The organism is Cobetia sp. 1AS1, assembly GCF_029846435.1.
GTDB lineage: Bacteria > Pseudomonadota > Gammaproteobacteria > Pseudomonadales > Halomonadaceae > Cobetia > Cobetia amphilecti.
Map to the genome: position 1 here is coordinate 1 of NZ_JARWKU010000004.1, position 26,361 is coordinate 26,361.

Sequence of the window (26,361 nt, forward strand, 5' to 3'; positions counted from 1 at the left end):
CAATGTGTTGAGCTAACCAGTACTAATTGCCCGTGAGGCTTGACCATATAACACCCAAGGGGTTTGCGCAGGCAAACGCCGGGATTGCGACAGGATCGAGACATATCGGTCAGCATGATTCATATTGCGAGTCGCGAGGCCAAAAGCCTCGGGACTCAGGCATCGCAAGATGCCACCGTTTCGCCTGACGACCATAGCGAGCGTGAACCACCCGATCCCATGCCGAACTCGGAAGTGAAACCGCTTAGCGCCGATGGTAGTGTGGAGTTTCTCCATGTGAGAGTAGGTCATCGTCAGGCACTTATACCGAACCGCCCCTGTAGCCTTGCTGCAGGGGCGGTTCTCTTTGTGGTGAGAAAAGTTGCGCAAAGCAAGAGATGTACGCGCTTCGTGAGGCGTCTGCTGCGCCCATGACGACGGCCTGAGCGTTGTCACAGCCCCATCACGTACATGCACGCTTGTAGAAGGCAGCGGCGAGAAGCTAGACTCCCCAGCCTTCTGTATTGGAGATGATGATGCAACCTCAAGAACTGTTGCTGTATTGCCGCCCTGGCTTCGAGGCTGACCTGGCCGCAGAAGTCAGCGAGAAAGCGGCGTATATCGGCACGCCGGGTTATCCGATTGCGGCACGCGACAGTGGCTTCGTGCGTTATGTGGTGACGGGTGATGAGCCCGCCAATGCCCTGCATCGTGACATGCCGCTACAGGCGTTGGTCTTCGCTCGTCAGACCCTGGTGGCGCTGGAGCCGCTGGTCGGCATGTCGCGGGAGAATCGTGTCTCGCCGATTCTGCAGCAGGTGGTCGACGCCGGCTGGAGCTTCGAGGAGATCCGCCACGAGATGCCGGATACCAACGATGGCAAGGCACTGTCGGGGCTGGGCAAGGCCGTCGGTCGCCCGCTGGAGTCCGCGCTCAAGAAGCGGGGCGCCCTGCGCCGCAAGGCCGGTGGTCGGGCGTTGCATGTCTTCTGGACGGATGGCGATGAAGTCCAGCTGGGCATGAGCTTCCCGGGCAACCGCAGCGAGTATGCCAATGGCATTCGTCACCTGCGTTCGCCGAGTCGTGCGCCCAGCCGCTCCACGCTCAAGCTGGAAGAGGCGTGGCACGAATTCGTGCCGCGCGATCAGTGGGAGCGTCGCATCGCCACTGGCATGCAGGCAGCGGATCTTGGTGCCGCCCCGGGTGGCTGGACCTTCCAGCTGGTCGAGAAGGGCATGTTCGTGTTCGCGATCGACAATGGCCCGATGAACAAGGACCTGATGGCGACAGGACAGGTCGAGCATCTCAAGGAAGATGGCTTCACCTGGGAGCCGCCGCTGCGCCTGGATTGGCTGGTCTGCGATATCGTCGACAAGCCGATTCGTGTGACCGAGATGGTCGAGCGCTGGCTGAAGAAGCGCTGGTGCAACGAGGCCGTCTTCAACCTCAAGCTGCCGATGAAGCAGCGCTGGAAGGAAGTCTCTCGCTGCCTCGACTATCTGGCCGCCAGTCTCGAGCGTTCCAACGTCGGTGCCGAGATTCGCTGTCGTCATCTGTATCACGACCGTGAAGAGGTCACTGTGCACGTGCGCATCACGCACTGATTGGCTGTTGCTCAATCAGCATGCACGAGTGGCACATGGCCCATACAAGAACCCCACGGCCTGCCCAGGTCGTGGGGTTCTTGTATGGGGCGCCTGATGACTTCGCTCGCCGGAGAGGCGCGCTCAAGTATGCTCCAGCAGGATTATCCGCTCCGGTTGGGATAGCATGGGCGCCAGGCGCGCCATCATGCGATCTCTGGCCGGACTGACCGACCATTCCTGCCACGCTCGCGCATCGCGCCATGAGGTGATCAGGATGCGGTGACCCGCGCGGCCGGTTTCCATCAGATTCTCGCCCGAGATGAAGCCCGGGACATGCGTGGCCTCGCGTACGACTTCACGCGAGGCCTGTTCGTAATCCTGTTCCAGTCCCGGCATGATATGCCGTTCGATCAGAACCTTGATCATGCCTGTCTCCCCATTTTTGTACGTGCCGCCAGCCAGGGCGGCAGGATTGTCAGGAGTCTTCGATGACCGATATCACATTGCCCGAGGCCGATGCCGAACTGGAAACCAGTGGCCTGTATTGCCCGGAACCCATCATGATGCTGCACAACAAGGTGCGTGAACTTGCCTCGGGTGACCTGTTGCGGGTAGTGGCGACCGACCCGGCCACCACCCGTGATGTGCCCAAGTTCTGCGCCTTTCTCGGCCACACCCTGGAACTGAGCCACGAGACGACGGAACAGTTCCTGTATTACATCCGCATCAGTTGAGCGCCATCCGCATCCGGTGAGTCGCTGGCCATGACTGGCCCTCAGGCTTCGCGGTCATGGACCTCGACGCAGACCTGGTCGCTCTCGCCGGTCATCATCAGCGCGAGAGCCTCCAGCGTCGCCGGGTCCTGCTCGCGTATCTGATTGGCGATGGCGCGCTGGAAGAAATAGACCACATCATGCCGGCTGCGCCCCGGGTACAGGCAGTCGTCGCCGGCCAGCACGGGTGTCTGGGTGACGCGAGCTTCATCGACCAGCAAGGCCTCGATGTTGCCATCGCTGTAGAGACGCCAGCCGAAGACCTGCTTGAGCTGCCACTGTGTCTCGCCGTTGGTCATGCACAGCGCGTGGGTACCCAGCGTGTCCGGCAGTTGCTGGAGCAGCGTCGTCTTGTCCGAGACTTCATAGTCGTAATAGGCCGCGGCATGTTCGAGCTCGAACACCTTGTGGTCAGGCGCCAGCATGAAGACTTCGTCGGTTTCCGGGTCGCGATAGCCGACGAAATGCCCCTGCTGGGGGTCTTCCAGCTCGTGGCAGGGCATCAGCCCCTCCATCCACGGCACCATGCCGACGACTTCACCATCCTCGCGCAGCCCCCAGGCCAGTACCGGAATGCTGTAATAGCTGTCCGGATCGCTGTCGAGCTGATAGAGCATTTCCAACCCGTCGTGTTCCGGCGCCAGCCGGAGAATACGACGTCGTGCACGCATCCTGTCACGCATGACACTCAGGTCGATGACCTTGGCGGAGCGGGGGGAAGATACTGGTACGCCCATGACGAACCCTCCTCAGCAGCTTGTCGATCGTCCTCGGCGTGTGCTGGTGCGTTCTCTCGCTTCTGCCATGTGTGTCGTCAGCGAGAGAGCACTGCCTTGAATAACCATTAGCACAGCCAGAGCCTTGACGGTAACCCCTCCTTGGACGAAATGACCGTCTATCAGCTTTTTCGTGTTTAAACGCAAAAGCCCCACGTCACCCTGTCGGGTGTCGCGGGGCTTGCTCATCACGGCGTTTCAGGCAGCTGTCAGCCCAGCATCCGGGCCGAGCTTCCTGTTGGGATGCAGGCTGAGACGCAGGCGTTATCCGCCAGGCATCACTGGCTCGCCAATGCCTCGTCACGCACGCCACGGCGCGCGATGATCCACAGGCGCCAGCCAAGCAGCAGCGCCGCCACGGTCAGGCCGGCCACCATGCCGATCCAGTAGCCATAGACGCCCATCTGCTCGATGGACCAGGGCGAGATCGGGAAGGCCTCACTGCCGACGCCCAGCAGGTGTCCGCCTCCCAGCCCGACCACCCAGTAGGCGAACATGGTGATCAGCATGATGATGCGTGTGTCCTTGAAGCCGCGCAGTGCGCCTGCCATGGCGACCTGCAGGGAGTCCGAGACCTGATAGAGCATCGCCAGGGTGATCAGTGACATGGCCAGGGCCTGGACCTTGAGGTTGCTGGTGTAGAGCGCCACGGCCGGCTCGGCCAGTACCCAGATCACGATGTCATTCACCAGCGCCACCACCAGCGAGAAGGCCACGCCATTCCAGGCCACGAAACGTGCTTCGCGCATGTCGCCACGGCCGATGGTGTGGCCGACGCGCACGGTCAGGGCCATCGCCATCGACAGCGGCAGCATGAATAGCAGCGAGGTGAAGTTGAGCGCGACCTGGTGCGCCGCGACCTTGATCTCGCCGAAGCTGGCCACGAACAGGGCGATGACCGTGAACAGCGTGACCTCGAAGAAGATCGCGATCCCGATCGGCAGGCCGACCTTGAGCAGTTCGCCCATCTGCTTGAAGTGGGGGGCGCTGGGCTGACACCACAGCGCCACGGCGCGATACGCGCTGCTGTAACGCGTGTAGGCGAACATGCTCAGGCACATGATCCACATCGCAAGGCCAGTGGCGATACCGCAGCCGGCGGCGCCCATGGCCGGAATGTCGCCCAACAGTCCCGGCAAGGTGATCCCCAGCAGGTCATCCACGCCTGCAGACCCGTAGATCAGCACGTAATTGAGCGGGATGTTCGATATCAGGCCGATCAGGCTGATGATCAGTGCCGGGCGGGTATGGTTCATGCCGTCCGAGTAGGCGCGCAGGACCTGATAGAAGGCGGCACCCGGCATGCCCCAGGCGATGGCCATCAGGTAGAGGGTCGCCTGCTCGGCCACGGCCTCAGGCACCTCCATCAGCGTGAAGATCGGCGCGGCCAGATACCACAGCGCAAGCCCGGACAGGCTGCCGAGCACCAGCGAGATCCACAGCGATTGATGCACGTTGCCACGCACCTCACCGCTGCGATTGCCCCCCATCAATTGCGCGACCACCGGCGTCAGGCCCATCAGGGTGCCCGCCATCAACAGCAGCAGGGGCACCCACAGGCTTGAGCCCACCGACACGGCTGCCAGGTCCGTGGCCGAGGAACGCCCCGTCATCAACACGTCCACGGCACTCATGCCTGCCTGAGCCAGCTGCGCGCCACAGATCGGCAGCGCCAGGGTCAGCAGGCGTGAGGTTTCCGCTCTGACGCGGGGAATCAGTGGCGGAGGCGGAGAACCGGGGGTCGTCTGAGGCTTGGAGGGGGTGGATGAATCGGCGGGGGGCACGGCAGGCTCCTGCTAGTAATCGAGAATCATTCTTGCTTGGCGCGCCATCCTAGCAGATAAGCAGGTTTCATGAACGCAAGCTGATGAATTATCACGGCTGTGAGCGACACTGTCAGCTGAAATGACGCGCTATACGCTAGCCACGTACAATGAGCCATCCGGCAGAGCAGGTTTTCCTGCCGCCATCGAATGCCCACACACTGCCAGCGCTTGCCGAGAATTGCCGTGTCGTCCCATGAGTCCCTACCTGCTGTCCATTGCTCTGATTCCGCCAGCGGGAGCCCCCGTCGTGCGCATGACCTCGCCACCTTGATGGCATTGTTTGACGGTCTGTTCGGCGACACCTTCAACACCTTGCTGCGCTGTGATCCTGAAGAGCCGCTGTACCTTCCGGCCGGCATGCGAGGGGAAGGCAGGCATGTCCCGGAATCAGAGCTTGGCTATCACCGCATCTATCTGGCACGTGGCTTCTTTTCCAGCGCGCTGCATGAGATCAGCCATTGGTGCATCGCAGGTGCCAGACGGCGGCTCGAGGAAGATTACGGCTACTGGTATGCGCCGGATGGCCGCGACGCCGAGCAGCAGCGTGCCTTCGAGAGTGTCGAGGTCGCACCGCAAGCGCTGGAGCTGCTGTTTCACCGGGCGGTGGGCAAGCCGTTTCATGTCAGCGTCGACAATCTTGAGCTGGAGGTGGATCGAGACGCCTTCGCGCAACGTGTGATGCAGCGCGCCGCCGATGTCGAGCAGCGCGGCCTGCCCGCCCGGGCCGCTGCCTTCCGCCACGCACTCGCCGGAGTCTGGCAGCAGGGGATGCCGCTTGAGCAGGCCATCGCCCATGCCAGGCCCCTGTTGCCTGCGGTGGGGGTGGACGGCCGGCTGGCGTGATGCCTTGTCTGAGCATGCCAGGCGGCAGTGGCGTCGCCCGCTGGGCGTGCCTCCAGGAACTCGCCTTCCTGAGCGGGATTGCATTATCTGCAAATCAGCGTTGCACTCACGTTGCAGGTGTCAGGGCTTTGTGATTAGAATGATTCGCATTGACACAATGGTTCCGCTTTTACTGGCCTGCAGGTCTGCTCATGGCAGTCCTGGTCAGGACAGGACACCTTGAACAGGGGTATTCGATGACTGCTGTATCCATGATTTCTGCATCCTCCGCTCGCAAGCTGTTGTTGAGTGCGCTGGTCGGCGTGACGGCTGTCACGGCCATGCCGGCGCAAGCCCAGGAAGAGGTGAACGTCTACTCCTATCGTCAGGCCTATCTGATCGAGCCGTTCCTCAAGGAGTTCACCGAGGAGACCGGCGTCAAGGTCAACGTGGTATTCGCTAAGCAGGGTCTGGCCGAGCGTCTCAAGCGTGAGGGTCGCAACACGCCGGCTGACGTCCTGCTGACGGTGGATATCGGTCGCCTGCAGGAGCTGGTCGACGAAGATCTGGTCAAGAGTGTCAATGACGACGTCATCGAAGCCAACCTGCCCGAGCAGTATCACGGTCCTGACAACCAGTGGTTCGGTATCACCACCCGTGCCCGCGTGCTCTACACCAGCGTCGAGCGCCTCGAGGCCGGTCAGGTCGCAAGCTATGACGACCTGGCGGACCCGAGCCTCAAGGGCCGTGTCTGTTCGCGTGCCGGTGATCACCCCTACAACGTGGCATTGATCGCCTCGCGTATCGCCCACAACGGCGAGGAAGCGACCCGCGAATGGCTGGAAGGCTTCAAGGACAACCTGGCGCGCAAGCCGCAGGGCGGGGACCGCGATCAGATCAAGGCGATTCGTGACAACGTCTGTGACGTGGCCATCGGCAACAGCTACTACTACGGCAAGATGCTCGACAACGACGAGCAGCGTCCGTGGGCCGAGAAGGCACGCATCGAGTTCCCGGACCAGAACGGTGTCGGCACGCACATGAACATCTCCGGCATGGCGATGACCAAGTACGCGCCGCACGAAGAGAATGCGCTCAAGCTGATGCGCTTCTTGACCGAGAAGACCGCCCAGCACATGTATGCCGAGGTCAATTTCGAGTATCCGGCCAACCCGGCTGCCGAAAGCTCGGAGCTGCTGACGTCCTGGGGCGAGTTCAAGCAGGATGACCTCTCGCTGACCGAGGTCGCCAAATACCGCAAGCGTGCTGCTCAGATGGTCAATGAAGTCGGCTTCAACCAGTAACGGCACTCACCGCTGGCGTAAGCCATCGGGTGGGATGTCATAAACGAAGAGGGGCTGTCGCGATGCGACAGCCCCTCTTCGTTTGAGTGAACAATGTAAAATAGACGCAATTGCAGTTGGCAGGTCAGTGAGGAAGAACAGATGACGCAAGGCAAGCGGCTGTTGGCAAAGCGAGGTGCGAGCCTTGAAGAGGAAGCCTGCACGGCAACCAGCGCGACGGAGCTCGCCCTGGAGCGCGCGACTCACAGCACGTCAGTCGCCGAAGACGCGGCGATAAGACGTCGTCAGCGGCGCCTGGGCACGCACATGGGGTGGTTCACGACGGCCTGGGGGGTCGCCGCGCTGGTGGTGATGCCGGTGCTGGCCGTCATCTGGCTGGCGTTGTTCGGCGATGATGGCAGTGATCAGGCCGGTGACGGCATCTGGCCGCACCTCGTCTCCACCGTGCTGCCTGACTACGTCATGACGAGTCTGGCGCTGGTGGCCGGCGTAGCGGTGCTCAGCGGCAGCATGGGCGTGGTGTCGGCGTGGCTGACCACCATGTATCAGTTCCCGCTGCGGCGCACCTTCGAGTGGTCATTGCTGCTGCCGTTCGCGATTCCCGCCAACGTCATCGCCTACATCTACACCGATGTCTTCGAGTATGCCGGGCCCTTCCAGGGCGCGCTGCGTGCGCTGTTCGGCTGGGACTCGCCGCAGGATTACTACTTCCCCGAGATACGCAGTCTGGGCGGCGCCATCCTGATGCTGTCGCTGGTGCTGTTTCCGTATGTCTTCATGCTGGCGCGCTCGGCGTTTCTCGATCAATCACCGTCACTGCGCGATGCCAGCCGCACCCTGGGCTGCAATGGCTGGCAGAGCTTCTGGCGCGTGGCGCTGCCCAGTGCACGCCCGGCGATCGCCGTCGGCCTGGCGCTGGCGATGATGGAGGCGCTCAATGACTTCGGCACCGTCGATTACTTCGCGGTGCGTTCGCTGACTGCCGGTATCTTCAATGTGTGGCTCAACATGGGCAGCCTGCGCGGTGCGGCCCAGATCGCGCTGTGTCTGATGATCTTCGTGGTCACGCTGATCTGGCTGGAACGGCATGCCCGGCGCCGGCAGCGTCAGTTCGGCAAGGGCGATCGCTATCGTCGCTATCGTCGCCCGACCCTGCATGGCTGGCGCGCCGGGCTGGCGACACTGGCCTGCCTGCTGCCGCTGCTGTTCGGCTTCCTGTTGCCGGTGGGGCTGCTGACGCGGCATGCCATTCGCTACTTCGAGGAGTCGTGGACACCGGACTTCGCCGGTTACGCGCTCAATAGCCTGATGCTGTCGGTCAGCGCTGCCGTGTTGACGCTGATCATCGGGGTGCTGCTGGCCTACGCCAAGCGGCTGGATCGCACCGCCAGCGTACAGCAGGCGCTCAAGCTCTCGAGTCTCGGTTATGCCATGCCGGGCGCCGTGCTGGGGCTGGGCGTGCTGGTGCCGCTGTCGGGTTTCGACAACGCGCTGGACAGCTTCCTGCGCGCCAACTTCGGGTTCTCCAGCGGTCTGCTGCTGACGGGGACGATGGGCGCGATCATCATCGCCTACGTGGTGCGCTTCCTCGCCATCGCCGCGGGTTCCATCGAATCGAGCCTCGACAAGGTCACGCCCTCGATGGACATGGCGGCGCGCTCACTGGGTGAGAACACCTTCTCGACACTGCGCCGGGTGCACCTGCCCTTGATCCGTCCCGGCTTGCTGACCGCGGCGCTGGTGGTGTTCGTCGATGCCATGAAGGAGCTGCCGGCCACCTTGCTGCTGCGGCCCTTCAACTTCGACACGCTCGCCACCCACGTCTATCAGTACGCTTCGGATGAAATGCTCGAGCAGGCGGCGTTGCCGGCGCTGGTGATCGTGGTGGTCGGCATCCTGCCGGTGATCGTGATCTCGCGCACCATCGTGGCCTCGCGCAGCGAGTCATGATGAAGACAGCGTCGGCATCAGCTTATTGCCATATGAGAGTTGTTCCTCGTGTGGAGATCGCCTAGGGTGCAGCGCTCGACACTGACAGGACAACGCCGGAGATGGTTCGCACGATGCTCAAGCCTTACGTAGCCAAGATGCGGGGTGGCCCCCTGAAGCGGGGCAGGCCGCATGTTGCCGATGCCCTGTGGTCATGGCTCGGGGCCTTTCTGGGCATGGCGCTGATCGGCTGGCTGTCCTCGCACTATCTGGCGGTCAGCTCGCTGTTGCTGGTGGGGTCCTTCGGCGCGACCTCGGTGCTGCTCTACGGCGCGCCGCACAGTCCGCTGGCTCAGCCGCGCAATGTGCTGGGCGGCAACATGCTGTCGGCACTGGTCGGTGTCGCCTGCTATCACTGGCTGGGCGATGGCTGGCTGGCAGCGGCCATGGCGGTCTCGGTGGCACTGCTGGTCATGCAGCTGACGCACACCCTGCACCCGCCGGGCGGCGCCACGGCCTTGATCGCGGTGATCGGCGGTCAGCCGCTGCACGAGCTGGGCTACTGGTACGCCCTGTTGCCGGTGGGGCTTGGCTGTGCGGCGATGCTGGTGCTGGCGGTGTTGATCAACAATCTGGCGCGTCATCGTCGCTATCCGCTGCACTGGCATTGAGCCCATCGGATGCGCGTTTCTGCAGGCGACGGCGGAAGATGGTAGACTGGGCCATCGCCTGACGCGAGCGACTGGCAGCAGCCGGATGAGGTCCCTCTGACCGATTCTTACTTCTCTGCGCCTGATACGCCTCGCTCCCTCTCCCGGCACGTGCCCGGCCAGGCGCCATTCCTTAATGATCGACCAGCACGTGGCCGGTCAGCCGAAGAGATATTGATGACTGAGACTACTGCCAATTCCGTCCCGGCGTTTGCCTCCCTGGGGCTGTCCGCTCCTGTCCTGAAAGCGATCGCCGAGATGGGCTATTCCACGCCGTCTCCCGTCCAGGCAGGTGCGATTCCTGCCGTGCTGGAAGGCCGTGATGTGATGGCTGCCGCGCGCACCGGTACCGGCAAGACCGCCGGTTTCGCCCTGCCGCTGGTCGAGCGCCTCTCACAGAGCGCTCCCGCGGGTGCCCGCAAGATCAAGGCCCTGATCGTCACGCCTACGCGTGAACTGGCCGCGCAGATCGACGAGAACGTCACTGCCTATTCCCGTCACCTGAAGCTGCGCAATGCCGTGGTATTCGGTGGCGTGAAGATCAACCCGCAGATCAGCCGCCTGTCCTCTGGCGTCGAGATCCTGACCGCCACGCCGGGCCGCCTGTTGGACCTGCACTCCCAGAAGGCCATCGACTTCTCCGATCTCGAGACGCTGGTGCTGGATGAAGCAGACCGCATGCTGGACATGGGCTTCATCCACGACATCCGTCGTCTGCTCAAGCTGTTGCCGACCAAGCGTCAGACGCTGCTGTTCTCCGCGACCTTCTCCGATGAGATTCGCGGCATGGCCAACAAGCTGCTGAATGACCCGGTGGCGGTGGAAGCCAGCCCGCGCAACACCACGGCCGAGAAGGTCGAGCAGCATATCCACACCGTGGAGAAGAGCCACAAGCCTTCGCTGCTCAAGCACCTGATCATCAAGGAAAACTGGCACCAGGTGCTGGTCTTCACCCGTACCAAGCACGGTGCCAACCGTCTGGCGACCAAGCTCGAGAAGTCCGGCATCAGTGCTGCGGCGATTCACGGCAACAAGAGCCAGAATGCGCGTACCAAGGCACTGGCCGGCTTCAAGAACGGCGAAGTGCGCGTGCTGGTCGCGACGGACATCGCGGCGCGTGGCCTGGATATCGAGCAGTTGCCACAGGTCGTTAACTACGAACTGCCCAACGTACCGGAAGACTACGTGCACCGTATCGGGCGTACCGGCCGTGCCGGCGCCAGTGGGCGTGCCATCTCGCTGGTCTCCAGCGATGAGCGCAAGGAGCTCGGCGGCATCGAGCGTCTGCTCAAGGGCAAGCTCAAGCGCGTCGAAGTGGAAGGTTTCGTGCCGGAAGTCGATGTCGAGCCGGAACGTGAGCCGCGTCAGCCGCGTGGTGGTCAGCGCTCGGGTGGCCAGCGTACTGGCGGCAAGCCTGCCGCTGAAGGTCGGGGCAATGGCGGCCAGCGTTCGGGCGGCGCGCGTTCTGAAGGTCAGCGTTCTGGCGGCCAGCGTTCGGGCGGCCAGCGCTCTGAAGGCCAGCGTTCTAGCGGCCAGCGCACTGGCGGCAAGCCTGCCGGTGAAGGTCGTGGCAATGGCGGCCAGCGCTCTGGTGGCGCGCGTTCGGGCGGCCAGCGCTCTGAAGGTCATCGCACTGGCGGTCAGCCTCAGCAGACCGCGCGTGTCGATGATGACAACCGCGGCAACCGTGCACCGGTGCAGCGTGAAGTCGATGGCAATCGCGTCGCGCCGCAGCCGGAGGTGAACGGCAACCGTGCGCCGAATGCGCCGAGCAATGATGAGCGTCCGCGTCGCCGCTCACGTGGTGGTCGCAACCGCTCCAGCGGTGGCAACGGTGGTGGCCGCTCCAACGGCTGAGCCGCGCCGTAGAGGCCAAGGCTTGAACACAAACGCCCCGACAACCTTGCGGTTGTCGGGGCGTTTGTGTGTCAGGAGCAGGAGCGTCTGATCAGACGTCTTCTTCCCAGTCGATCTCGTAATCCGGGCCAGTGCCCTGGATGTCTTGCTCGCCACGCACGCCATCACCGCGCAGGCGGGTATGGATGGCCAGCATCACCAGCACCTCGTTGTCCGGGCGGAAGGGCTGCAGGCCCTGTTCGAACAGCATGTTGTTGCGCTCGCGCGCCCAGTCACCCGGGGCAAGCTCAGGGTAGAGGCCTTCCGCCGGCGCGAACTCGATGAAGGGGTCCATGTTGTAGGCGTCGAACAGGCGGGCCAGTGCCTGCTCATCATCCATGACGCCAGTGGTATAGAGCGTGGTCTGGTAGTAGTCCTGCTCCAGCTCCTTGAGCACATCGAGGGGGCTGACGCCGAAGCTGCGCAGGTCGTCCAGGCTGTAGTCGCCCAGCTCCAGCATCTCGCCATCCAGCCATTCGTCATCCGGCTGGATCAGCACATGCTTCATCTGGCCATCGGGCAGCGCCCAGGCGATGGCCAGCGGCAGACTGGAGTCCTCGCCGGTCTCGACGGCGATGAAGGCGGGGAAGTCCCCTGTTTCGGGTTCATATTCGTGCATGGTGATGTCCAGAGCAGGGAAGCGTGCAGGGAAAGTCGTTGATGCCGATTACAGGCGGAAGAAGCGTGTGGCAGTGGCGGTGGTGGCCTCTGCGAGTTCTTCCATGTCGATACCGCGCAGCGCCGCGACCTCCGCCATGATCCACACCAGCAGTGAGGGTTCATGACGGCGCCCCTTGAGCTTGGCGGGCAGATTGCGCGGTACCAGATAGGGGCAATCGGTTTCCAGCATCAGGCGTTCGAGGGGAATCTCGCGGCACAGGCTGCGCAGGTGTTCGCCTCGGCGCTCATCACACAGCCAGCCGGTCAGACCGATGTGCAGGTCGAGATCGAGATAGCCGTAGAGCGTCTCGCGCTCACCGGTGAAACAGTGCACGACGGCGTGACTGATATCGTCGCGCCAGTGCTTGAGCATCTCGAGCATCTGGCGACCGGCGTCACGTTCATGCAGAAACAGTGGCAGGCCTGTCTCGGCGGCCAGCGTCAGCTGCGCTTCGAACGCCCGGGCCTGTTCGGCGGGCGTCGAGAAGTTGCGATTGAAGTCGAGACCACATTCCCCCACCGCGACGACCTCCGGCTGCGCCAGTAGCTCCCGGATGCCGCGTTCGACGCCGTCGTTCCACTGGCTGGCATCATGTGGATGCACGCCGGCGGTGGCAGAAAGGCCACGATAGCGTGCCGCCAGCGCCTGGGCCTCACGCGAGCCATCCAGGCTGGTGCCGGTCAGGATCTGCTGGCTGACGCCCGCCGCGCGTGCTCGCAGCAAGGTGCCCTCGATGTCGCGCGCGTAGCTCTCATGCGTCAGGTTGACGCCGATATCGACCAGTGCAGAGGGGCTGGCGAAACGCAGCTCCGGTGCCAGCAGCGTCAGCGCGGCCGCGATATCGGCCTCGCCGAGTTCAAGGTCGTCACACAAGGCGGCAAGCGTCTCGTCGGACAGCCGCTCGCTATCATAGTAGGGCAGGGGGGCAGGATCGGCATGCGGGGGAAGCGCGGACATCGGACACCCTTGGGATCGCGGGGAGGGAGAAGACACGTGACAGCCCAAGGCTGGGCAACAGCCCGTCGGCCTGGCACTCGATAGCGCTGCATGCCAGGCGGGCCTTGGCAGTGCAGGGCACGTGACGTGATTGCAAGCGGTCGGCCATTCTACCCAAGGCGCCGGAGTCTTTCAGCCCTTGCGGCGTCTTCCATCGCCTGCACGCTGCGCCTCGGGTAGAATGGCAGCATTCTCCGGCGCGCGTCGCTGGCGGCGGCCTGTCCGCCTGACTCCCACTTCCTCCGTGGCCTTCCCGGCCGTGGACCCGTCACGAGTTGCTGCTGCACATGGCATTGTTACGACTGGAAAATCTTCAGCTGGCCTATGGCCATCACGTCTTGCTCAACGGGGCGGACCTTGTCGTCGAGCGCGGCGAGCGTCTGGCGCTCGTCGGCCGCAACGGCACCGGCAAGTCGACCCTGCTCAAGCTGATCACCGGCGAATTCCAGGCCGATGCCGGTGAGCTGTGGAAGGCACCGGGCCTCAAGATCGGTGTGCTCTCGCAGGACCTGCCGGCCGCCGAAGGACGCACCATCTTCGATATCGTCGCTGAAGGCCTGCCGAAGGCGGGCGCGCTGCTGGCGGAGTACCATCACCTGATCAGCGATCCCGAGCCGGACCTCAAGCGTCTCGAGCACGTGCAGGTCGCGCTGGAAAGCGTCGATGGCTGGCAGTTCCAGCAGCGTATCGATACCGTGCTGACCCGCCTGGGCCTGCCGGAAGACACCATGATGGAAGACCTGTCCGGCGGCTGGCGTCGTCGTGTCGCGCTGGCGCGTGCGCTGGTCTCCGACCCGGACCTGCTGCTGCTCGATGAGCCGACCAACCATCTGGATCTCGATACCATCGCCTGGCTGGAAGAGCAGGTCGCGGCCTTCTCCGGCGCCGTGCTGTTCATCACCCACGACAGGGCCTTCCTGAAGCGCCTCGCGACCCAGATTCTGGAGCTGGACCGTGGCCGTCTCGGGCGTTACCCGGGCGATTACGCGGCCTACCAGGCCCAGAAGCAGCACGAGATGGATGTCGAGGCCAAGGAGAACTCCGAGTTCGACAAGAAACTGGCCCAGGAAGAGACCTGGATCCGCCAGGGAGTCAAGGCGCGTCGTACCCGCAATGAAGGCCGTGTGCGTGAACTGGAGAAGATGCGTGCCGAGCGTGGCCAGCGGCGTGAAGTGCAGGGCCGTGCGCGTATCGCCGTCGACTCCGCCGAGCGCAGCGGCAAGCGGGTCGTGGAGCTGGAGAACCTCAGCTATCGCTACGACGAGGCGCAGGAGCAGTGGGTCATCCGTGACTTGAGCGTCGAGATCCAGCGCGGCGACAAGGTCGGCCTGCTCGGGCGCAACGGCGCGGGCAAGACCACGCTGCTGCACATTCTGCTCGGTCAGCTGGAAGCCAGCGAAGGCAAGCGCATCGAAGGCACCAAGCTGCAGATCGCCTACTTCGATCAGCTGCGCAAGGGCCTCGACATGGAAGCCACCGTCTACGACAACGTGGCGCGCGGCAGCGACCGTGTCACGGTCGGCGGGCGTGACATGCACGTGATGAGCTACCTGCAGAACTTCCTGTTCACGCCGGACCGCGCGCGTCAGCCGGTACGTTCCCTGTCAGGGGGCGAGTCCAACCGCCTGCTGCTGGCGCGTCTGTTCACCATGCCGGCCAACGTGCTGGTGCTCGATGAGCCGACCAACGACCTGGATGTCGAGACGCTGGAGCTGCTCGAGGAGCTGTTGCTCGACTTCGACGGTACCGTGCTGCTGGTTTCCCATGACCGTGCCTTCATGGACAACGTGGTCACCAACATCCTCGCCTTCGAGGGCGACGGGGTCGTCAAGCCGTATGTCGGGGGCTACAGCGACTGGATACGTCAGGGCGGGCATCTGCCGCCGGCGCCGTGGGAAGTCGAGCGTGAGCGTGAGGAAAAGCACCGTCGTGATGCCCAGGCAGAAGACGAGCGCCGCAAGCGTGAGGCCGCCCAGGCGCAGCAGGCCAACAAGAAGGTCAAGCTGCCCTACAAGTTCCAGCGCGAGCTGGACCTGATTCCGGCGACCATCGAGAAGCTGGAAGCGGAGATCGCGACGCTGGAAGCCGAGATCGCGGCGCCGGAGTTCTACACCGGGGATGCCAAGGCGGTGAAGAACACGCTGGAGAAGCTCAGCCACAAGCAGCAGGTGCTGGAAGAAACGATGGAACGCTGGATGGAACTTGAGGCCATGCAGGAAGGCTGAAGCCGCAAGGAACGGTCATGAACTACGGTCATGAACTACGGTCATGAGTGACGATGCTTGATGACCGTGCGGTGCAGAAAGACCGTCAGCTGAACACACAAGAGGGCTGCCCATGGGCAGCCCTCTTGTCGTCCCTCACATGTCATCGACGTGAGGTGTCGTCATTCCTCGCTGTCATCCGCGCCGACGCGCACCGCCAGCACGTCGCACTGGGCACCGTGCAGGACACCCGTGGAGGTGGAGCCCAGCAGCAGCGCAAAGCCATGTCGACCATGCGAGCCGACCACGATCAGGTCCACGTCGTGTTCGGCCGCGAAGCGATGAATCTCGCTGTCCGGCATGCCGACCACCACGTACTGGTCTTCGGCGGCGATATCATGAGGGGAGGCGATCTCGCCAAGCCGTTCACGGGCGTGGGAATCCAGCTGGTCCTGGATGCTGGTCAGGTCCATCGGGATATCACCGCCATAGGCAAAACCCAGCGGTTCCAGCGTATGGATGATGGAAATCTTGGCGCCGTTGCGCTTGGCGATCGGCAGTGCCCGCTCCAGCACCAGATGGGAATCCTTGGTCAGGTCGACAGCGACCAGTACATGCTTGTATTCGTTGCTCATCCTGAGGTCCTCCCGCAGAGGTTGGCCATTCGAGTGGCGTCGTGCACCTGCTTCCATGCTAGGCTTGCCGCCCCCTTGAACACAATGACTTACATCAACGTAATGGCAGTGCGTGATACGCAACACTGCGGGGCTGCATAGCCTATCCTGCGCTTTCACGCCACGTCCTGCTTGATGAAACCCTTGAATAGACAACCGTTGGATAGACGATGACGACTGCGCTGATCATCATTTTTGTCGTGCTGGCGATGCTGTCGCCGCTGACCTGGTTACGCCCCAGCAAACGCGAGACGCGCACTTCACTGGTCCGCAAGGCGGTGATCGCCGATGGCATGCGGGTGGACCTCAAGGCGCCGGCGCTTTCTGACGCGCCCAAGGGCATCGTCGGTTACCGCCGCCCCTGGCCGACCGAGCGCGATGTCACGCCCTTCATTCTGGTGCAGGATGAATGGGCCAGTGATGCCCTGCGTGAGGCGGTGCCGGGCTATCGCTGGCGCGAGGAGAGTCGCCTGGCGGATGACCCTGATGTTGCCGCGGCCTTGCTGCGCTTCACGCGCACGCTGCCGGAGGATGCCCTGATGCTGGAGTCGTCGCTCTCCGGTCTGACGCTGTGGTGGGGCGAGAGTCTGGATGTGGAGAGCTGTCACGACTGGCGGCGCGAATTCGAGGCCTTGCATGCGCTGTTGATCGACAAGGCGCCTATCTCGCACAAGCGTCGTCCGCTGGTGGGCACCGAGCCGAAGATGCCGGACGCCTGACACGCGCAGCCTTCCTGCCCGCAGAAAAAAGCCCCCATCGAGTCACTCGATGGGGGCTTTTTCATGTTCCGCTTGCGCTCATGTCCTGCTGGCGCGGCCGGCCATTTCCGGTCGGCGTGTAGGCTCAGGCGCTCTCCGGCACCTTCTCGGAGATTTCCAGGCCATTGCGCTCCATGACGCGCAGGCATTCACAGAATTGATCGACCTGCGCTTCGCTCAGGCCCTCGAGCATCTCGATGCGAGTCTGCTCGGCGATGGCATCGATCTTCTCGATCAGTGGCAGCGCCTTGCGGGTCAGGAAGATGCGCTTGGTGCGGCGGTCTTCCTCACAGGCACGGCGCTCGACCAGGCCCTGTTCGGTCAGTTGGTCCAGGGTGCGAACCAGCGACGGGGCTTCGATACCGATGGAGCGAGCCAGATCACATTGGGGCTGACCATCGCCCATGCGCCACAGGTGTACCAGCGTCATCCAGCGAGTCTGGGTCAGCCCTAGTGGGGACAGTCGCTGGTCCAGAATGGCGCGCCACAGGCGCGGCAGGCGGGAAAGCTTGAGTCCGATATCTTCATGCATGGATAGGTCGTCCGCTGAGTGCAAATGTGAAGGGGCTTTTGTCATTGGCGCGCGTCCAGTATCACTCAAACCTGAATGAGACTGATTCCTTGTGCGCGCCGCCCTTCACATCAGCATGCTAGGCAGTCTGGATAATTACAAGCCTGCGAACGAATTTTACGTCCAAGGTCGAGTAACTCAGCGTTCCCGCTTGCAAAGTGACTCATGATGACGACTGTCACAAACCCGGAATCAGGTTGGTGATACGCCAGCCGGGGATGCCGGGTGGCTGGCTGATGGTGCTGTCGGCCAGAGTCGCCTGCTGCGGATCATCGCTGACCACGAAGCGCAGACTGCCGATGCGCTGTCCGTTCATCGTCTCGACATCGATGCGCCACTCGCCCTCGCTGCCCTGCGGGAAGGCGGTCTTGTGCGTCCAGGCGCGGTAGCCTTCGCTGCGCCCGCCGTTGATGTTCAGGGCGATGCGATCGACGACTTCGCCGTCATGCCGCCAGACGTGATAGACCTTCTCCGACAGGCCGCGCGGGGCGCGGATGGCCGTGAAGGCGTAGAGGCCTCGGGCGGAGAGCTGCGCAGGCGTCAGCTGCATCTCGCCACGCGGTGCGCGCGCCGCGGTATCGAAGTCCGGCGACAGGCTGCTGGCATTGATCCACAGCGTGGCGGGCGGAATCCAGGCGCGTGCCCCCCATGCGCCTATCCCGAGCATCACGCTGATGCCGATCATCGCCAGACCGCCGACCACCCCGCGAGCGATGCGCAGGTTGGCGACGCTGGGCAGCGCGAACAGGCTCATGGCGGCACAGGCGGCCAGCAGGCTCTCACCCGTGGTCAGTTCCAGCAGCAGGGGCAGGGTGACCAGCACCACCACGAACACGCACAGGGCGTGGAAGCCGAAGTACAGCCAGCGATGGCGCTCGGCTAGCCGGTAGTAGAAGGGATCGAGAATCGACAGCAGGGTCGCGCCGCACAGCAGCAGCGTGAAGCCCGCCTGGCCGCTGGCCCAGTCGGTGGTCGCCAGGAAGAACGGCAAGGTGAAACACAGTGTCTCCTGCTGGATCAGCTGGGCCACGAAGGTCGCCAGCTTGCGGGGCAGGGCATTCTGGCCGCGATGGCGGCGCAGACGGCTCCACAGGCCTTCGGCGATCAGGATCAACCAGGCCAGCATCATGCCCAGCGCCAGCATGCCGCCCAGCCATTGCTGACGATTGACGAGGAAGAAACTGCAGATGCCGGCGGCGAAGCCGATGGGCGGCCATAGCCAGTGCCAGCGCTTGGTGCGTTCGACAAGGCCGGTCAGGCGCAGATACAGGGCGGTGAGAGTGCTGCTCATGAAAGCATGATATCGATGAGGCCTTTGAAAGCCTGCTGGCGCGCGAGGAGGTGTCGCGGCCAGCCTGCGGGTTGGGAAAGCGTTCAGGGTAACGCGGCTGCCTTGTGCGGTGTAGCGTCGATCTTTGCCTACATCGGCTGTCGATGGCGTGCGCCAGTCAGCCCGGGCCAGTATACAGACGGCCCGTGACCCCCGACCTTTCGCTAATGTCCGCAGGCTTGATCTTTGCCCGTCACTGGCCCAAGCTGGCTGTATTCAAACGCTTGTATGAAGCGCTGTGGTGAGAGATGACTCTCGCGCGGTGCCTCTGCCAGCGGCGAGTCCGGCGAGGCCGGTTGCCAGTGCCCTCATGGCCAACGCCAAATGGCAGTGACCCTCGAGCGCCGGGCAGCCCCTTCACCTCTTTCTCTTGTGGAGATCCGTGGATGATCTATTCAGGCAAAACGCTAACCGTCGAGGCCAATCAGGACGCCATCGCCCTGTTGACCCTCGACCTTGAAGGCGAATCGGTCAACAAGCTGGCCAGCTACGTACTCAAGGAGCTGGGAGAGGCGGTCGAGGCCATCAAGGCGACGTCCGATCTCAAGGGGCTGGTCATCCGCTCCGCCAAGGAAGCGTTCGTGGTCGGTGCTGACATCACCGAGTTCCATCAGATGTTCGAGAAGGATGAAGCCTTCCTCATCGACATGAACATGAACATCCATGGCATCTTCAATGCCATCGAAGACTTGCCGTTCCCCACCGTCACTGCCATCAATGGGCTGGCGCTGGGCGGCGGCTGCGAGATCACCCTGACCACCGATTTCCGGGTCATGGCCGACAGCGCCAAGATCGGCCTGCCGGAAACCAAGCTCGGCATCATCCCGGGCTGGGCGGGCTGTGTACGACTGCCGCGTCTGATCGGGGCAGACAACGCCATCGAGTGGATCTGTGGTGGCACCGAGAACCGTGCCGACAAGGCGCTGGCAGTGGGCGCCGTCGATGCCGTCCTGCCGGTGGCCGAGCTGGATGCGGCGGCACTCGATATTCTAGCGCGTGCCAATGCCGGCGAGCTGGACTATCAGGCGCGTCGTCTCGAGAAGACCTCGCCGCTCAAGCTCAATGCCATCGAGCAGATGATGGCCTTCGAGACCGCCAAGGGCTTTGTGGCCGGCAAGGCCGGTCCGCACTATCCGGCGCCGGTGGAGGCCATCAAGGTCATCCAGAAGGGGGCGGGGGAATCGCGTGAGCGCGCCCAGGCCATCGAGGCCAAGACCTTCGCCAGGATGGCGCTGACCGACGTGGCCTTCAATCTGGTCGGCCTGTTCATGAACGATCAGGTGGTCAAGAAGAAGGCCAAGGGTTACGAGAAGCAGGCCAGTGAGATCAAGCAGGCCGCCGTGCTGGGGGCCGGCATCATGGGCGGCGGCATCGCCTATCAGAGCGCCAGCAAGGGCACGCCGATCCTGATGAAGGACATCAACGGCGAGGCCATCGAACTGGGCCTGAAGGAGGCTCGCAAGCTGTTCGGCAAGGGCGTCGAGCGCGGCAAGCTGACCACCGAGAAGATGGCGCAGGGCCTGTCCAACATCCGCCCGACGCTGTCCTACGGTGACTTCGGCAATGTGGACCTGGTCGTCGAGGCGGTGGTCGAGAATCCCAAGGTCAAGGCCTCTGTGCTGGCCGAGCTCGAGGACAACGTCGCCGAGGACGCCATCCTGACCTCCAACACCTCGACCATCTCCATCACGCGGCTGGCCGAATCGCTCAAGCGTCCCGAGAACTTCTGCGGCATGCACTTCTTCAACCCGGTGCACCGCATGCCGCTGGTCGAGGTCATCCGTGGCGAGAAGTCCAGCGATGCGGCCATCGCCGCGACCGTCGCCTATGCCCGCCAGATGGGCAAGACGCCGATCGTCGTCAACGACTGCCCGGGCTTTCTGGTCAATCGTGTGCTGTTCCCCTACTTCGGTGGCTTCAGCCTGCTGGTCGAGAAGGGCGCCGACTATCAGCGCGTCGACAAGGTGATGGAGAAGTTCGGCTGGCCGATGGGCCCGGCCTACCTGCTGGATGTGGTCGGCATGGATACCGCGGTGCACGCCAATGCCGTGATGGCGGAAGGCTTCCCGGACCGCATGGCGCGAGACGGCAAGACGGCCATCCAGGTGATGTATGACAACAAGCGCCTCGGCCAGAAGAACGATCTGGGCTTCTACCGCTATGAGGAAGACCGCAAGGGCAAGCCGAAGAAGCTGGCGGATGATGAGGCTCAGGCGCTGGTGGCCCAGGTTGTCAGCGAGACGCGCGAGTTCTCCGATGAAGACATCATCGCGCGCATGATGGTGCCGCTGTGCATGGAAACCATCCGCTGCCTGGAAGACGACATCGTCGGCAGCCCGGCCGAGGCTGACATGGCCTTGATCTACGGCATCGGTTTCCCGCCGTTCCGTGGTGGCGCGCTGCGCTATGTCGATGCCATGGGCGTGGCCGAGTTCGTCGCGCTGGCCGACAGCCTGGCCGATGAGCTGGGGCCGCTGTATCGCCCGACCGAGGCGCTGCGCGAGCGCGCCAAGCGTGGCGAAGCCTTCTACTCCTGAGCCTTTGATGGCTGAGCGCCCGTGTGGCCGCCAGCACTATCCGACCAGAATTTTCGGCCCTCGCGACAGCGAGGGCCATGAGGGAGCCAGACAATGAATCTGAATCCGAGAGATGTGGTAATCGTCGATGGCGTGCGTACCGCCATGGCCAAGGCCAAGAACGGCGCCTTCAGACACGTGCGCGCCGAGAATCTGTCCGCCGCGGTGATGCAGGCGCTGTTCGATCGCAATCCCGGCCTGGTGCCGGCCGAGGTCGACGACATCATCTGGGGCTGCGTCAACCAGACCCTGGAACAGTCCATGAACATCGCGCGCAACGCCGCCATCATGACCGGCATTCCGCGCACCGTACCGGCGCAGACGGTCAACCGCCTGTGTGGTTCCTCGATGAGCGCCCTGCATATCGCCACCGCCAACATCAAGGCCGGCATGGGTGACTTCTATATCATCGGCGGTGTCGAGCACATGGAGCACGTGCCGATGGCACACGGGGTCGACGTCAACCCGGCGGCCAGCAAGCATGCGGCCAAGGCGGCGATGATGATGGGCCTGACCGCGGAACTGCTCGGCAAGATGCATGGCGTGAGTCGTGAGCAGCAGGATGAGTTCGGTGTGCGCTCTCACCAGCGTGCCCAGGCCGCCGCCGATGAAGGTCGCTTCGATGACGAGATCATCGGCGTCGAGGGCCATGATGCCGAGGGGCGTCGCGTGATGGTGACCCGCGATGAGGTCATCCGTGGCGATGCCAGCATGGAATCCATGGGCAACCTCAAGCCGGTGTTCGATCCCAAGGGCGGCAGCGTGACGGCGGGCACCTCCTCCGCGCTGTCGGTGGGCGCCTCGGGCATGGCGGTGATGAGTGCCGAGCGCGCCGAAGCGCTGGGCCTCAAGCCCATCGCTCGTGTGCTCTCTACTGGCGTGGCAGGCTGTGACGCCTCCATCATGGGCTACGGGCCGGTGCCGGCCTCCAAGCAGGCGCTCAAGGCGGCAGGCCTGACCATCGAGGACATCCAGACCGTCGAATTGAATGAGGCCTTCGCGGCGCAGTCGATTCCGGTGCTCAAGGACCTTGGCCTGCTGGAGCGTGTCGATACGGCGGTCAACCTCAACGGCGGCGCCATCGCGCTGGGTCACCCGCTGGGTTGCTCCGGCTCGCGTATCTGCACCACGCTGCTCAACGTCATGAAGCAGCAGAACACGCGCCTGGGCCTGGCGACCATGTGCATCGGCATGGGCCAGGGCGTCGCGACCGTGTTCGAGCGACTCGACTGAGCGTCAGCGTCTTCGGTCAGCGTTTTCGATAAGCGATCAGACCCTCGTCTGATACCTCAAGCGGCATGTCTTCGGACATGCCGCTTTTTCGTCGGCAGGCTTTTGTCTGGAAACGCGAAGGGCGGCGCAGTATCGTGGCAGTGGGCGATCGAGCGTCACGTCGCCCCGGGCTTGATGATTGAGGTTACGCGAGGGAGTCGCATCGATGGACTGGAATCATGTCGAGCAGGATCTGCCGCGCGCCACGCCGCCCAGACCCTTGCCACACCCCCTGACCTTCCGGTTGCCGGCGGGCAGTATTGATTGTCACCTTCACCTGTTTGGTGACCCGGTGCGTTACCCATTGGCGGCGGACAGAACCTATGACCCGGCCCCCGTGGGGCTCAATGAAGCACTCGAGATGCATCATGCATTGGGTGCCAGCCATGGCGTGCTGATACAGCCCAGTGTCTATGGCTACGACAATCGCCTGCTGTGCGACAGTTTGCAGAGCTGTCGTGAGCGTGGGCTGGATTACCGTGGGGTGGCGGTTGTCACGCCCGACATCAGTGATGCCGAGCTTGAGCGGCTCTCCGAGCTGGGAGTCTGTGGCGTTCGCCTCAACCTGATCTTCGCCGGCGGGTTGCGCTGGCGTGATGTGGTGCTGCTGGCGGATCGCCTGGCACGCTTCAAGTGGCACCTGGAATGCCTGATCGATGTCTCGACCTTCCGTGACATGGAGGCGCGCCTCGGCAGCTTGCCGGTGCCGGTGGTGATCGACCACATGGGCCATCTGGCGGCCACGCGTGGCCCTGAATGCCCCGGCTTTGCCGCGCTGTGTCGACTGCTCAAGCAGGGGCGCACCTGGGTCAAGCTGTCGGCGCCTTACCGGCTGACCACGCGTGGTCGCTTGCCTTACTCCGATGTCACGGCGCTGGTGCGGGCGCTGGTGGCGGCCAATCCGGAGCGCGTCGTGTGGGGCAGTGACTGGCCGCATCCCTATATCGGCGTCGAGATGCCGGAAGAGGACACCCTAGCCGAGCTGATGCAGCGCTGGTTGCCGGAGCGCGAGATGCGCGAGAAGATCTTCCGCGACAATCCGCGCAAGCTTTATGGCTACAAGGCGTTCGTGAAGTCCAAGGCGGATGCGGCGCACTGAGCGAAGAGTTGCCACGCTTGCAGGGCGCAATTGAGTGACGCGGTATCACTTGTATAAGCCGAAAAGCCGCATAAGGCACAGAAGCCGAATGACAAGACGCCCTCATCAGCCTGCTGGTGGGGGCGTCTTGATGATTGGCGAAGAAAGACAAGAGGGGAGCCGGAGAAAGGCAAGAGGGGAGGCGAAGAGAAAGACAAGCGACGAGCAGGGGAGAAAGACAAGCGAGGAGAGGCGTGGCGCGCAGCGTCTAGCGGGTCTGGAAGGCCACGCGCGTGCCATGGGCCAGCAGGCTGGCATGGTCGATCGGCGTCGTGGGCAGGCCGATCATCTCATCCTGTACTTCCGCCCAGGTCTGAACGCCGTGGGTCAGCCCCAGCGGCAACAGCAGGCGACTGATCCACTGGGTGCCGGTGAAGCGCAGGGACTGGCCGTTGTCATCGATCAGACGACTGATGCCAGCGGCGTGATGCAGGCGGACCACATGAAGCCCTTGATCCAGCGTCTGCACTTCCACTGTCAGGGTATTGCCTTCGGCGAGCCACCGCCGCAGGGTCTCGACGTCGACGGCTTCGCCAAGCGTGCTGGAGGAAGTCTGCATGCGTTCTCCCGGGTGTCTGAATCACACCACCTTGTAGGCGTGAGGCAGTTCGGCCAGTGGGCCGCGTCCGCCGGCGAGCGTCAGGGCGAGATCGACCATCCCGTCCCAGATGGGCAGCGTCATCCCGCCCTTGATCGCCATGTCGAGTCGCTGCGAGAACAGCAGCAGCTTGTGCAGGCGCTTGTGGGGCAGGCGGTTGAGCGCCTGTTGATAGAAGGGGCGACGCTTGTCGAAGATCATCGGCTTCTGCGCCTTGCAGGCATGCTCGAAGCTCTGGCCTTGATCGAGGTGCTGGCGCAGCGAGAGCAGGGTGCGCAGCTCGCGGGTCAGGGCCCACAGGATCACCGGCGGCTCGACGCCTTCTCCCCGCAGCCCGAGCACGATGCGGCCACTGCGCTCGACTTCCCCCTTCAGACACGCATCGGCCAGCGTGAAGACATCATAGCGGGCATTGTCCTCGACGCCCTGGACGATGGCATTGCCATCCAGGCGCGCGCCCGGCGGGTGCAGCAGCGCCAGCTTCTGCAGCTCCTGATCCGCGGCCAGCAGGTTGCCCTCGATGCGCTCGGCCAGCAGGCGGGCGGCGTCCTGATTCAGCTCGAGGCCGTGACGACGGGCACGATCGCGAATCCAGAAGCCGAGGCGGGAATGGTCCACCGGCCACACCGCGATGAAGACGCCGACCTTCTCCAATGCCTTGAACCACGCCGTCTGCTGCACCTTGCGATCGAGACGCGCCGCGGTGATCAGCAGGATGTCGCCATCCTTCTCGATGCGCTCGGCGTAGGCCTTGAGGACCTTGCTGCCTTCCTGGCCGGCACTCTGGGTGCCCATGCGCAGCTCGATCAGCTTGCGCGAGGCGAACAGTGACATGCTGGCGGCAGATTCGGTCAAACGGCCCCACTGAAAGCCGTTCTCGACATGCAGTACCTCGCGCTCCTCGACACCGGCAGCGCGCGCCGCACGCCGGATGGCGTCGCAGCTTTCCTGGTGAATCAGCGGCTCATCACCGGCCACGATATAGACGGGAGACAGGCGCTTGTTGAGCTGCTCGTCGAGCTTGTCGGGATAGACCTTCATGAATGTCCTTCGATACTGCGCGGGTCTGGTGGGCAAGTGCGCCTAAGGCTCGGGCGGCCAGTCGCGAGCAGGGTGCTAGCCCTGGCGTGATGGTGGCCCTGAACAGGCACGGCTCCATGATGATCGGGTGCCCGATATCGTGGAGCCGTGCCTGGCGAACGTTGCGATTTCCAATCTCTACCAACTGATGTCTGCTTCCTTCCACTTCTCCCGGCTTCGCCTGTCGTCAATCGTCTTGTCGTCAATCGGCTTGTCGTCAATCGTCTGGCCTTTCAGCACTCATGGATCACGACTCATGGATCACGACTCATGACTCACGAACGGGGCGCCTCAGTGCGGGAGCGTGGAGCTTAGGGCTTGATTGCGCGCAGGCGCTCCAGCAACTGACGGCTCAGATCACGATTGACTTCCCCGGCTGCGCGCTCATGTACGTTGTCGGTGTTGAGCAGGTCATCATCGTTGGTATAGAAGAAGCTGCTGGCCTGCAGCTCCTGCTGGTTGGCCAGATAGGCCCCATCGGACTTGCGCTGCAGCGAGTAGGTCAGGCGATAGGTCAGTTCACGCTTGATGCTGCCGGCATCGCCGTAGGTGATCTGCTGCACGTTCTCACGAACCTTGCCCAGGTTGAGAGTCAGCGGGGCGCTGTCGCTCAACTGGACGTCGGCACGCTCGAGGGCGTCGCGCAGGGCGTCGTGGGTCTTGGTGATCGGTGCCTGGACGTCCAGCTCGGTGATGGCCATCGGCGCATCGTTCACGCCGCGCAGCTGGAAGCCGCAGCCGCTCAGCGTCAGCGCCAGGCCGACGCCGAGGGCGGCCAGCACACGCCGGCGGCCGAGGCCGCGGGATGCACGCTCTGATGTGTCTGCTGAAACACTGGAAGACTTCGCTTGCGTCACCGTGACCTCCTGTCATGAACGAGTGTCATGAATATCTTGCGAGAG

Annotated in this window: 23 protein-coding genes and 1 rRNA gene; 13 read left to right on the forward strand and 11 right to left on the reverse strand. The window is 63.5% G+C overall.

Annotated elements, in window-relative coordinates; translation table 11 throughout:
* The first annotated feature begins 183 nt into the window (after positions 1-183).
* Positions 184-299 (forward strand): 5S ribosomal RNA (rrf, locus tag QD280_RS08640).
* A 210-nt stretch (positions 300-509) separates the two neighbouring features.
* Entirely contained in the window at positions 510-1,583 is a 1,074-nt protein-coding gene (gene rlmM / locus QD280_RS08645) for a 23S rRNA (cytidine(2498)-2'-O)-methyltransferase RlmM (RefSeq protein WP_131431318.1), read from the forward strand.
* A gap of 123 nt (positions 1,584-1,706) precedes the next feature.
* On the opposite strand, the gene QD280_RS08650 is transcribed toward rlmM, so the two are convergent.
* A complete protein-coding gene (locus tag QD280_RS08650) occupies positions 1,707-1,991 on the reverse strand; it encodes an antibiotic biosynthesis monooxygenase (protein WP_043335322.1) in 285 nt (94 codons plus the stop codon).
* A 62-nt stretch (positions 1,992-2,053) separates the two neighbouring features.
* On the opposite strand from QD280_RS08650, the gene tusA reads away from it, so the two are divergent.
* Entirely contained in the window at positions 2,054-2,299 is a 246-nt protein-coding gene (gene tusA, locus QD280_RS08655) for a sulfurtransferase TusA (RefSeq protein ID WP_279838953.1), read from the forward strand.
* A gap of 41 nt (positions 2,300-2,340) precedes the next feature.
* On the opposite strand, the gene QD280_RS08660 is transcribed toward tusA, so the two are convergent.
* Together QD280_RS08660 and QD280_RS08665 are read right to left on the reverse strand one after the other, a co-directional pair.
* Positions 2,341-3,075 carry a hypothetical protein gene (locus tag QD280_RS08660; protein ID WP_052384769.1) on the reverse strand — a complete coding sequence of 245 codons (735 nt, stop codon included), beginning with the start codon at positions 3,073-3,075 and terminating at the stop codon, positions 2,341-2,343.
* A gap of 317 nt (positions 3,076-3,392) precedes the next feature.
* A complete protein-coding gene (locus QD280_RS08665; protein ID WP_240548781.1) occupies positions 3,393-4,832 on the reverse strand; it encodes an MATE family efflux transporter in 1,440 nt (479 codons plus the stop codon).
* Between the two features lie 378 nt (positions 4,833-5,210).
* On the opposite strand from QD280_RS08665, the gene QD280_RS08670 reads away from it, so the two are divergent.
* The 5 genes from QD280_RS08670 to QD280_RS08690 all read left to right on the forward strand — a co-directional run bounded on the left by QD280_RS08670 (position 5,211) and on the right by QD280_RS08690 (position 11,562).
* Complete coding sequence (locus QD280_RS08670; protein WP_279838955.1) at positions 5,211-5,783, forward strand: elongation factor P hydroxylase; 573 nt, start codon at positions 5,211-5,213, stop codon at positions 5,781-5,783.
* A 236-nt stretch (positions 5,784-6,019) separates the two neighbouring features.
* Positions 6,020-7,066 carry a Fe(3+) ABC transporter substrate-binding protein gene (locus QD280_RS08675; RefSeq protein WP_279831848.1) on the forward strand — a complete coding sequence of 349 codons (1,047 nt, stop codon included), beginning with the start codon at positions 6,020-6,022 and terminating at the stop codon, positions 7,064-7,066.
* 141 nt (positions 7,067-7,207) lie between these two features.
* A complete protein-coding gene (locus QD280_RS08680) occupies positions 7,208-9,016 on the forward strand; it encodes an iron ABC transporter permease (protein WP_279838957.1) in 1,809 nt (602 codons plus the stop codon).
* A 113-nt stretch (positions 9,017-9,129) separates the two neighbouring features.
* Positions 9,130-9,666, forward strand: coding sequence for an HPP family protein (locus QD280_RS08685; RefSeq protein WP_166019098.1), 537 nt, complete (start codon positions 9,130-9,132; stop codon positions 9,664-9,666).
* A gap of 216 nt (positions 9,667-9,882) precedes the next feature.
* The gene (locus tag QD280_RS08690) at positions 9,883-11,562 is read left to right on the forward strand and encodes a DEAD/DEAH box helicase (protein WP_347881959.1); all 1,680 of its coding nucleotides are present in this window, start codon (positions 9,883-9,885) and stop codon (positions 11,560-11,562) included.
* Positions 11,563-11,653: 91 nt separating this feature from the next.
* On the opposite strand, the gene QD280_RS08695 is transcribed toward QD280_RS08690, so the two are convergent.
* Positions 11,654-12,220, reverse strand: coding sequence for a hypothetical protein (locus tag QD280_RS08695; RefSeq protein ID WP_225347560.1), 567 nt, complete (start codon positions 12,218-12,220; stop codon positions 11,654-11,656).
* A 48-nt stretch (positions 12,221-12,268) separates the two neighbouring features.
* Positions 12,269-13,219: a TatD family hydrolase gene (locus tag QD280_RS08700; RefSeq protein WP_279838958.1), complete on the reverse strand. Its 951-nt coding sequence runs from the start codon at positions 13,217-13,219 to the stop codon at positions 12,269-12,271.
* Between the two features lie 326 nt (positions 13,220-13,545).
* Here QD280_RS08700 and QD280_RS08705 point away from each other — a divergent pair, with 326 nt between their 5' ends.
* The gene (locus QD280_RS08705; RefSeq protein ID WP_279838959.1) at positions 13,546-15,483 is read left to right on the forward strand and encodes an ATP-binding cassette domain-containing protein; all 1,938 of its coding nucleotides are present in this window, start codon (positions 13,546-13,548) and stop codon (positions 15,481-15,483) included.
* Between the two features lie 161 nt (positions 15,484-15,644).
* Here the strand turns inward: QD280_RS08705 and QD280_RS08710 are convergent, their stop codons facing one another.
* Positions 15,645-16,097, reverse strand: a complete 453-nt coding sequence (locus tag QD280_RS08710) for a universal stress protein (RefSeq protein ID WP_043335309.1) — start codon at positions 16,095-16,097, stop codon at positions 15,645-15,647.
* Between the two features lie 209 nt (positions 16,098-16,306).
* Here QD280_RS08710 and QD280_RS08715 point away from each other — a divergent pair, with 209 nt between their 5' ends.
* Positions 16,307-16,855, forward strand: coding sequence for a hypothetical protein (locus QD280_RS08715; RefSeq protein WP_054555152.1), 549 nt, complete (start codon positions 16,307-16,309; stop codon positions 16,853-16,855).
* Between the two features lie 124 nt (positions 16,856-16,979).
* Here QD280_RS08715 and slyA read toward each other — a convergent pair whose 3' ends face one another.
* Together slyA and QD280_RS08725 are read right to left on the reverse strand one after the other, a co-directional pair.
* The gene (gene slyA / locus QD280_RS08720; RefSeq protein WP_043335305.1) at positions 16,980-17,426 is read right to left on the reverse strand and encodes a transcriptional regulator SlyA; all 447 of its coding nucleotides are present in this window, start codon (positions 17,424-17,426) and stop codon (positions 16,980-16,982) included.
* A 217-nt stretch (positions 17,427-17,643) separates the two neighbouring features.
* A complete protein-coding gene (locus QD280_RS08725; protein WP_279838960.1) occupies positions 17,644-18,756 on the reverse strand; it encodes a DUF5924 family protein in 1,113 nt (370 codons plus the stop codon).
* Positions 18,757-19,181: 425 nt separating this feature from the next.
* On the opposite strand from QD280_RS08725, the gene fadB reads away from it, so the two are divergent.
* The 3 genes from fadB (at position 19,182) to QD280_RS08740 (ending at position 23,742) form a co-directional block, all read left to right on the forward strand.
* A complete protein-coding gene (fadB, locus tag QD280_RS08730) occupies positions 19,182-21,332 on the forward strand; it encodes a fatty acid oxidation complex subunit alpha FadB (protein ID WP_279838961.1) in 2,151 nt (716 codons plus the stop codon).
* A 93-nt stretch (positions 21,333-21,425) separates the two neighbouring features.
* Positions 21,426-22,604, forward strand: coding sequence for an acetyl-CoA C-acyltransferase FadA (gene fadA / locus QD280_RS08735; protein WP_043335293.1), 1,179 nt, complete (start codon positions 21,426-21,428; stop codon positions 22,602-22,604).
* A gap of 205 nt (positions 22,605-22,809) precedes the next feature.
* A complete protein-coding gene (locus QD280_RS08740) occupies positions 22,810-23,742 on the forward strand; it encodes an amidohydrolase family protein (protein ID WP_107335475.1) in 933 nt (310 codons plus the stop codon).
* A gap of 247 nt (positions 23,743-23,989) precedes the next feature.
* Here QD280_RS08740 and QD280_RS08745 read toward each other — a convergent pair whose 3' ends face one another.
* From QD280_RS08745 to lptE, 3 genes are all read right to left on the reverse strand, one after another.
* On the reverse strand, positions 23,990-24,340 hold the full coding sequence (locus tag QD280_RS08745; RefSeq protein ID WP_279838962.1) for a hypothetical protein: 351 nt from the start codon (positions 24,338-24,340) through the stop codon (positions 23,990-23,992).
* A gap of 21 nt (positions 24,341-24,361) precedes the next feature.
* Complete coding sequence (gene holA / locus QD280_RS08750) at positions 24,362-25,420, reverse strand: DNA polymerase III subunit delta (RefSeq protein WP_043335288.1); 1,059 nt, start codon at positions 25,418-25,420, stop codon at positions 24,362-24,364.
* Between the two features lie 350 nt (positions 25,421-25,770).
* On the reverse strand, positions 25,771-26,316 hold the full coding sequence (gene lptE / locus QD280_RS08755; RefSeq protein WP_131431324.1) for an LPS assembly lipoprotein LptE: 546 nt from the start codon (positions 26,314-26,316) through the stop codon (positions 25,771-25,773).
* Between the last annotated feature and the right edge of the window lie 45 nt (positions 26,317-26,361).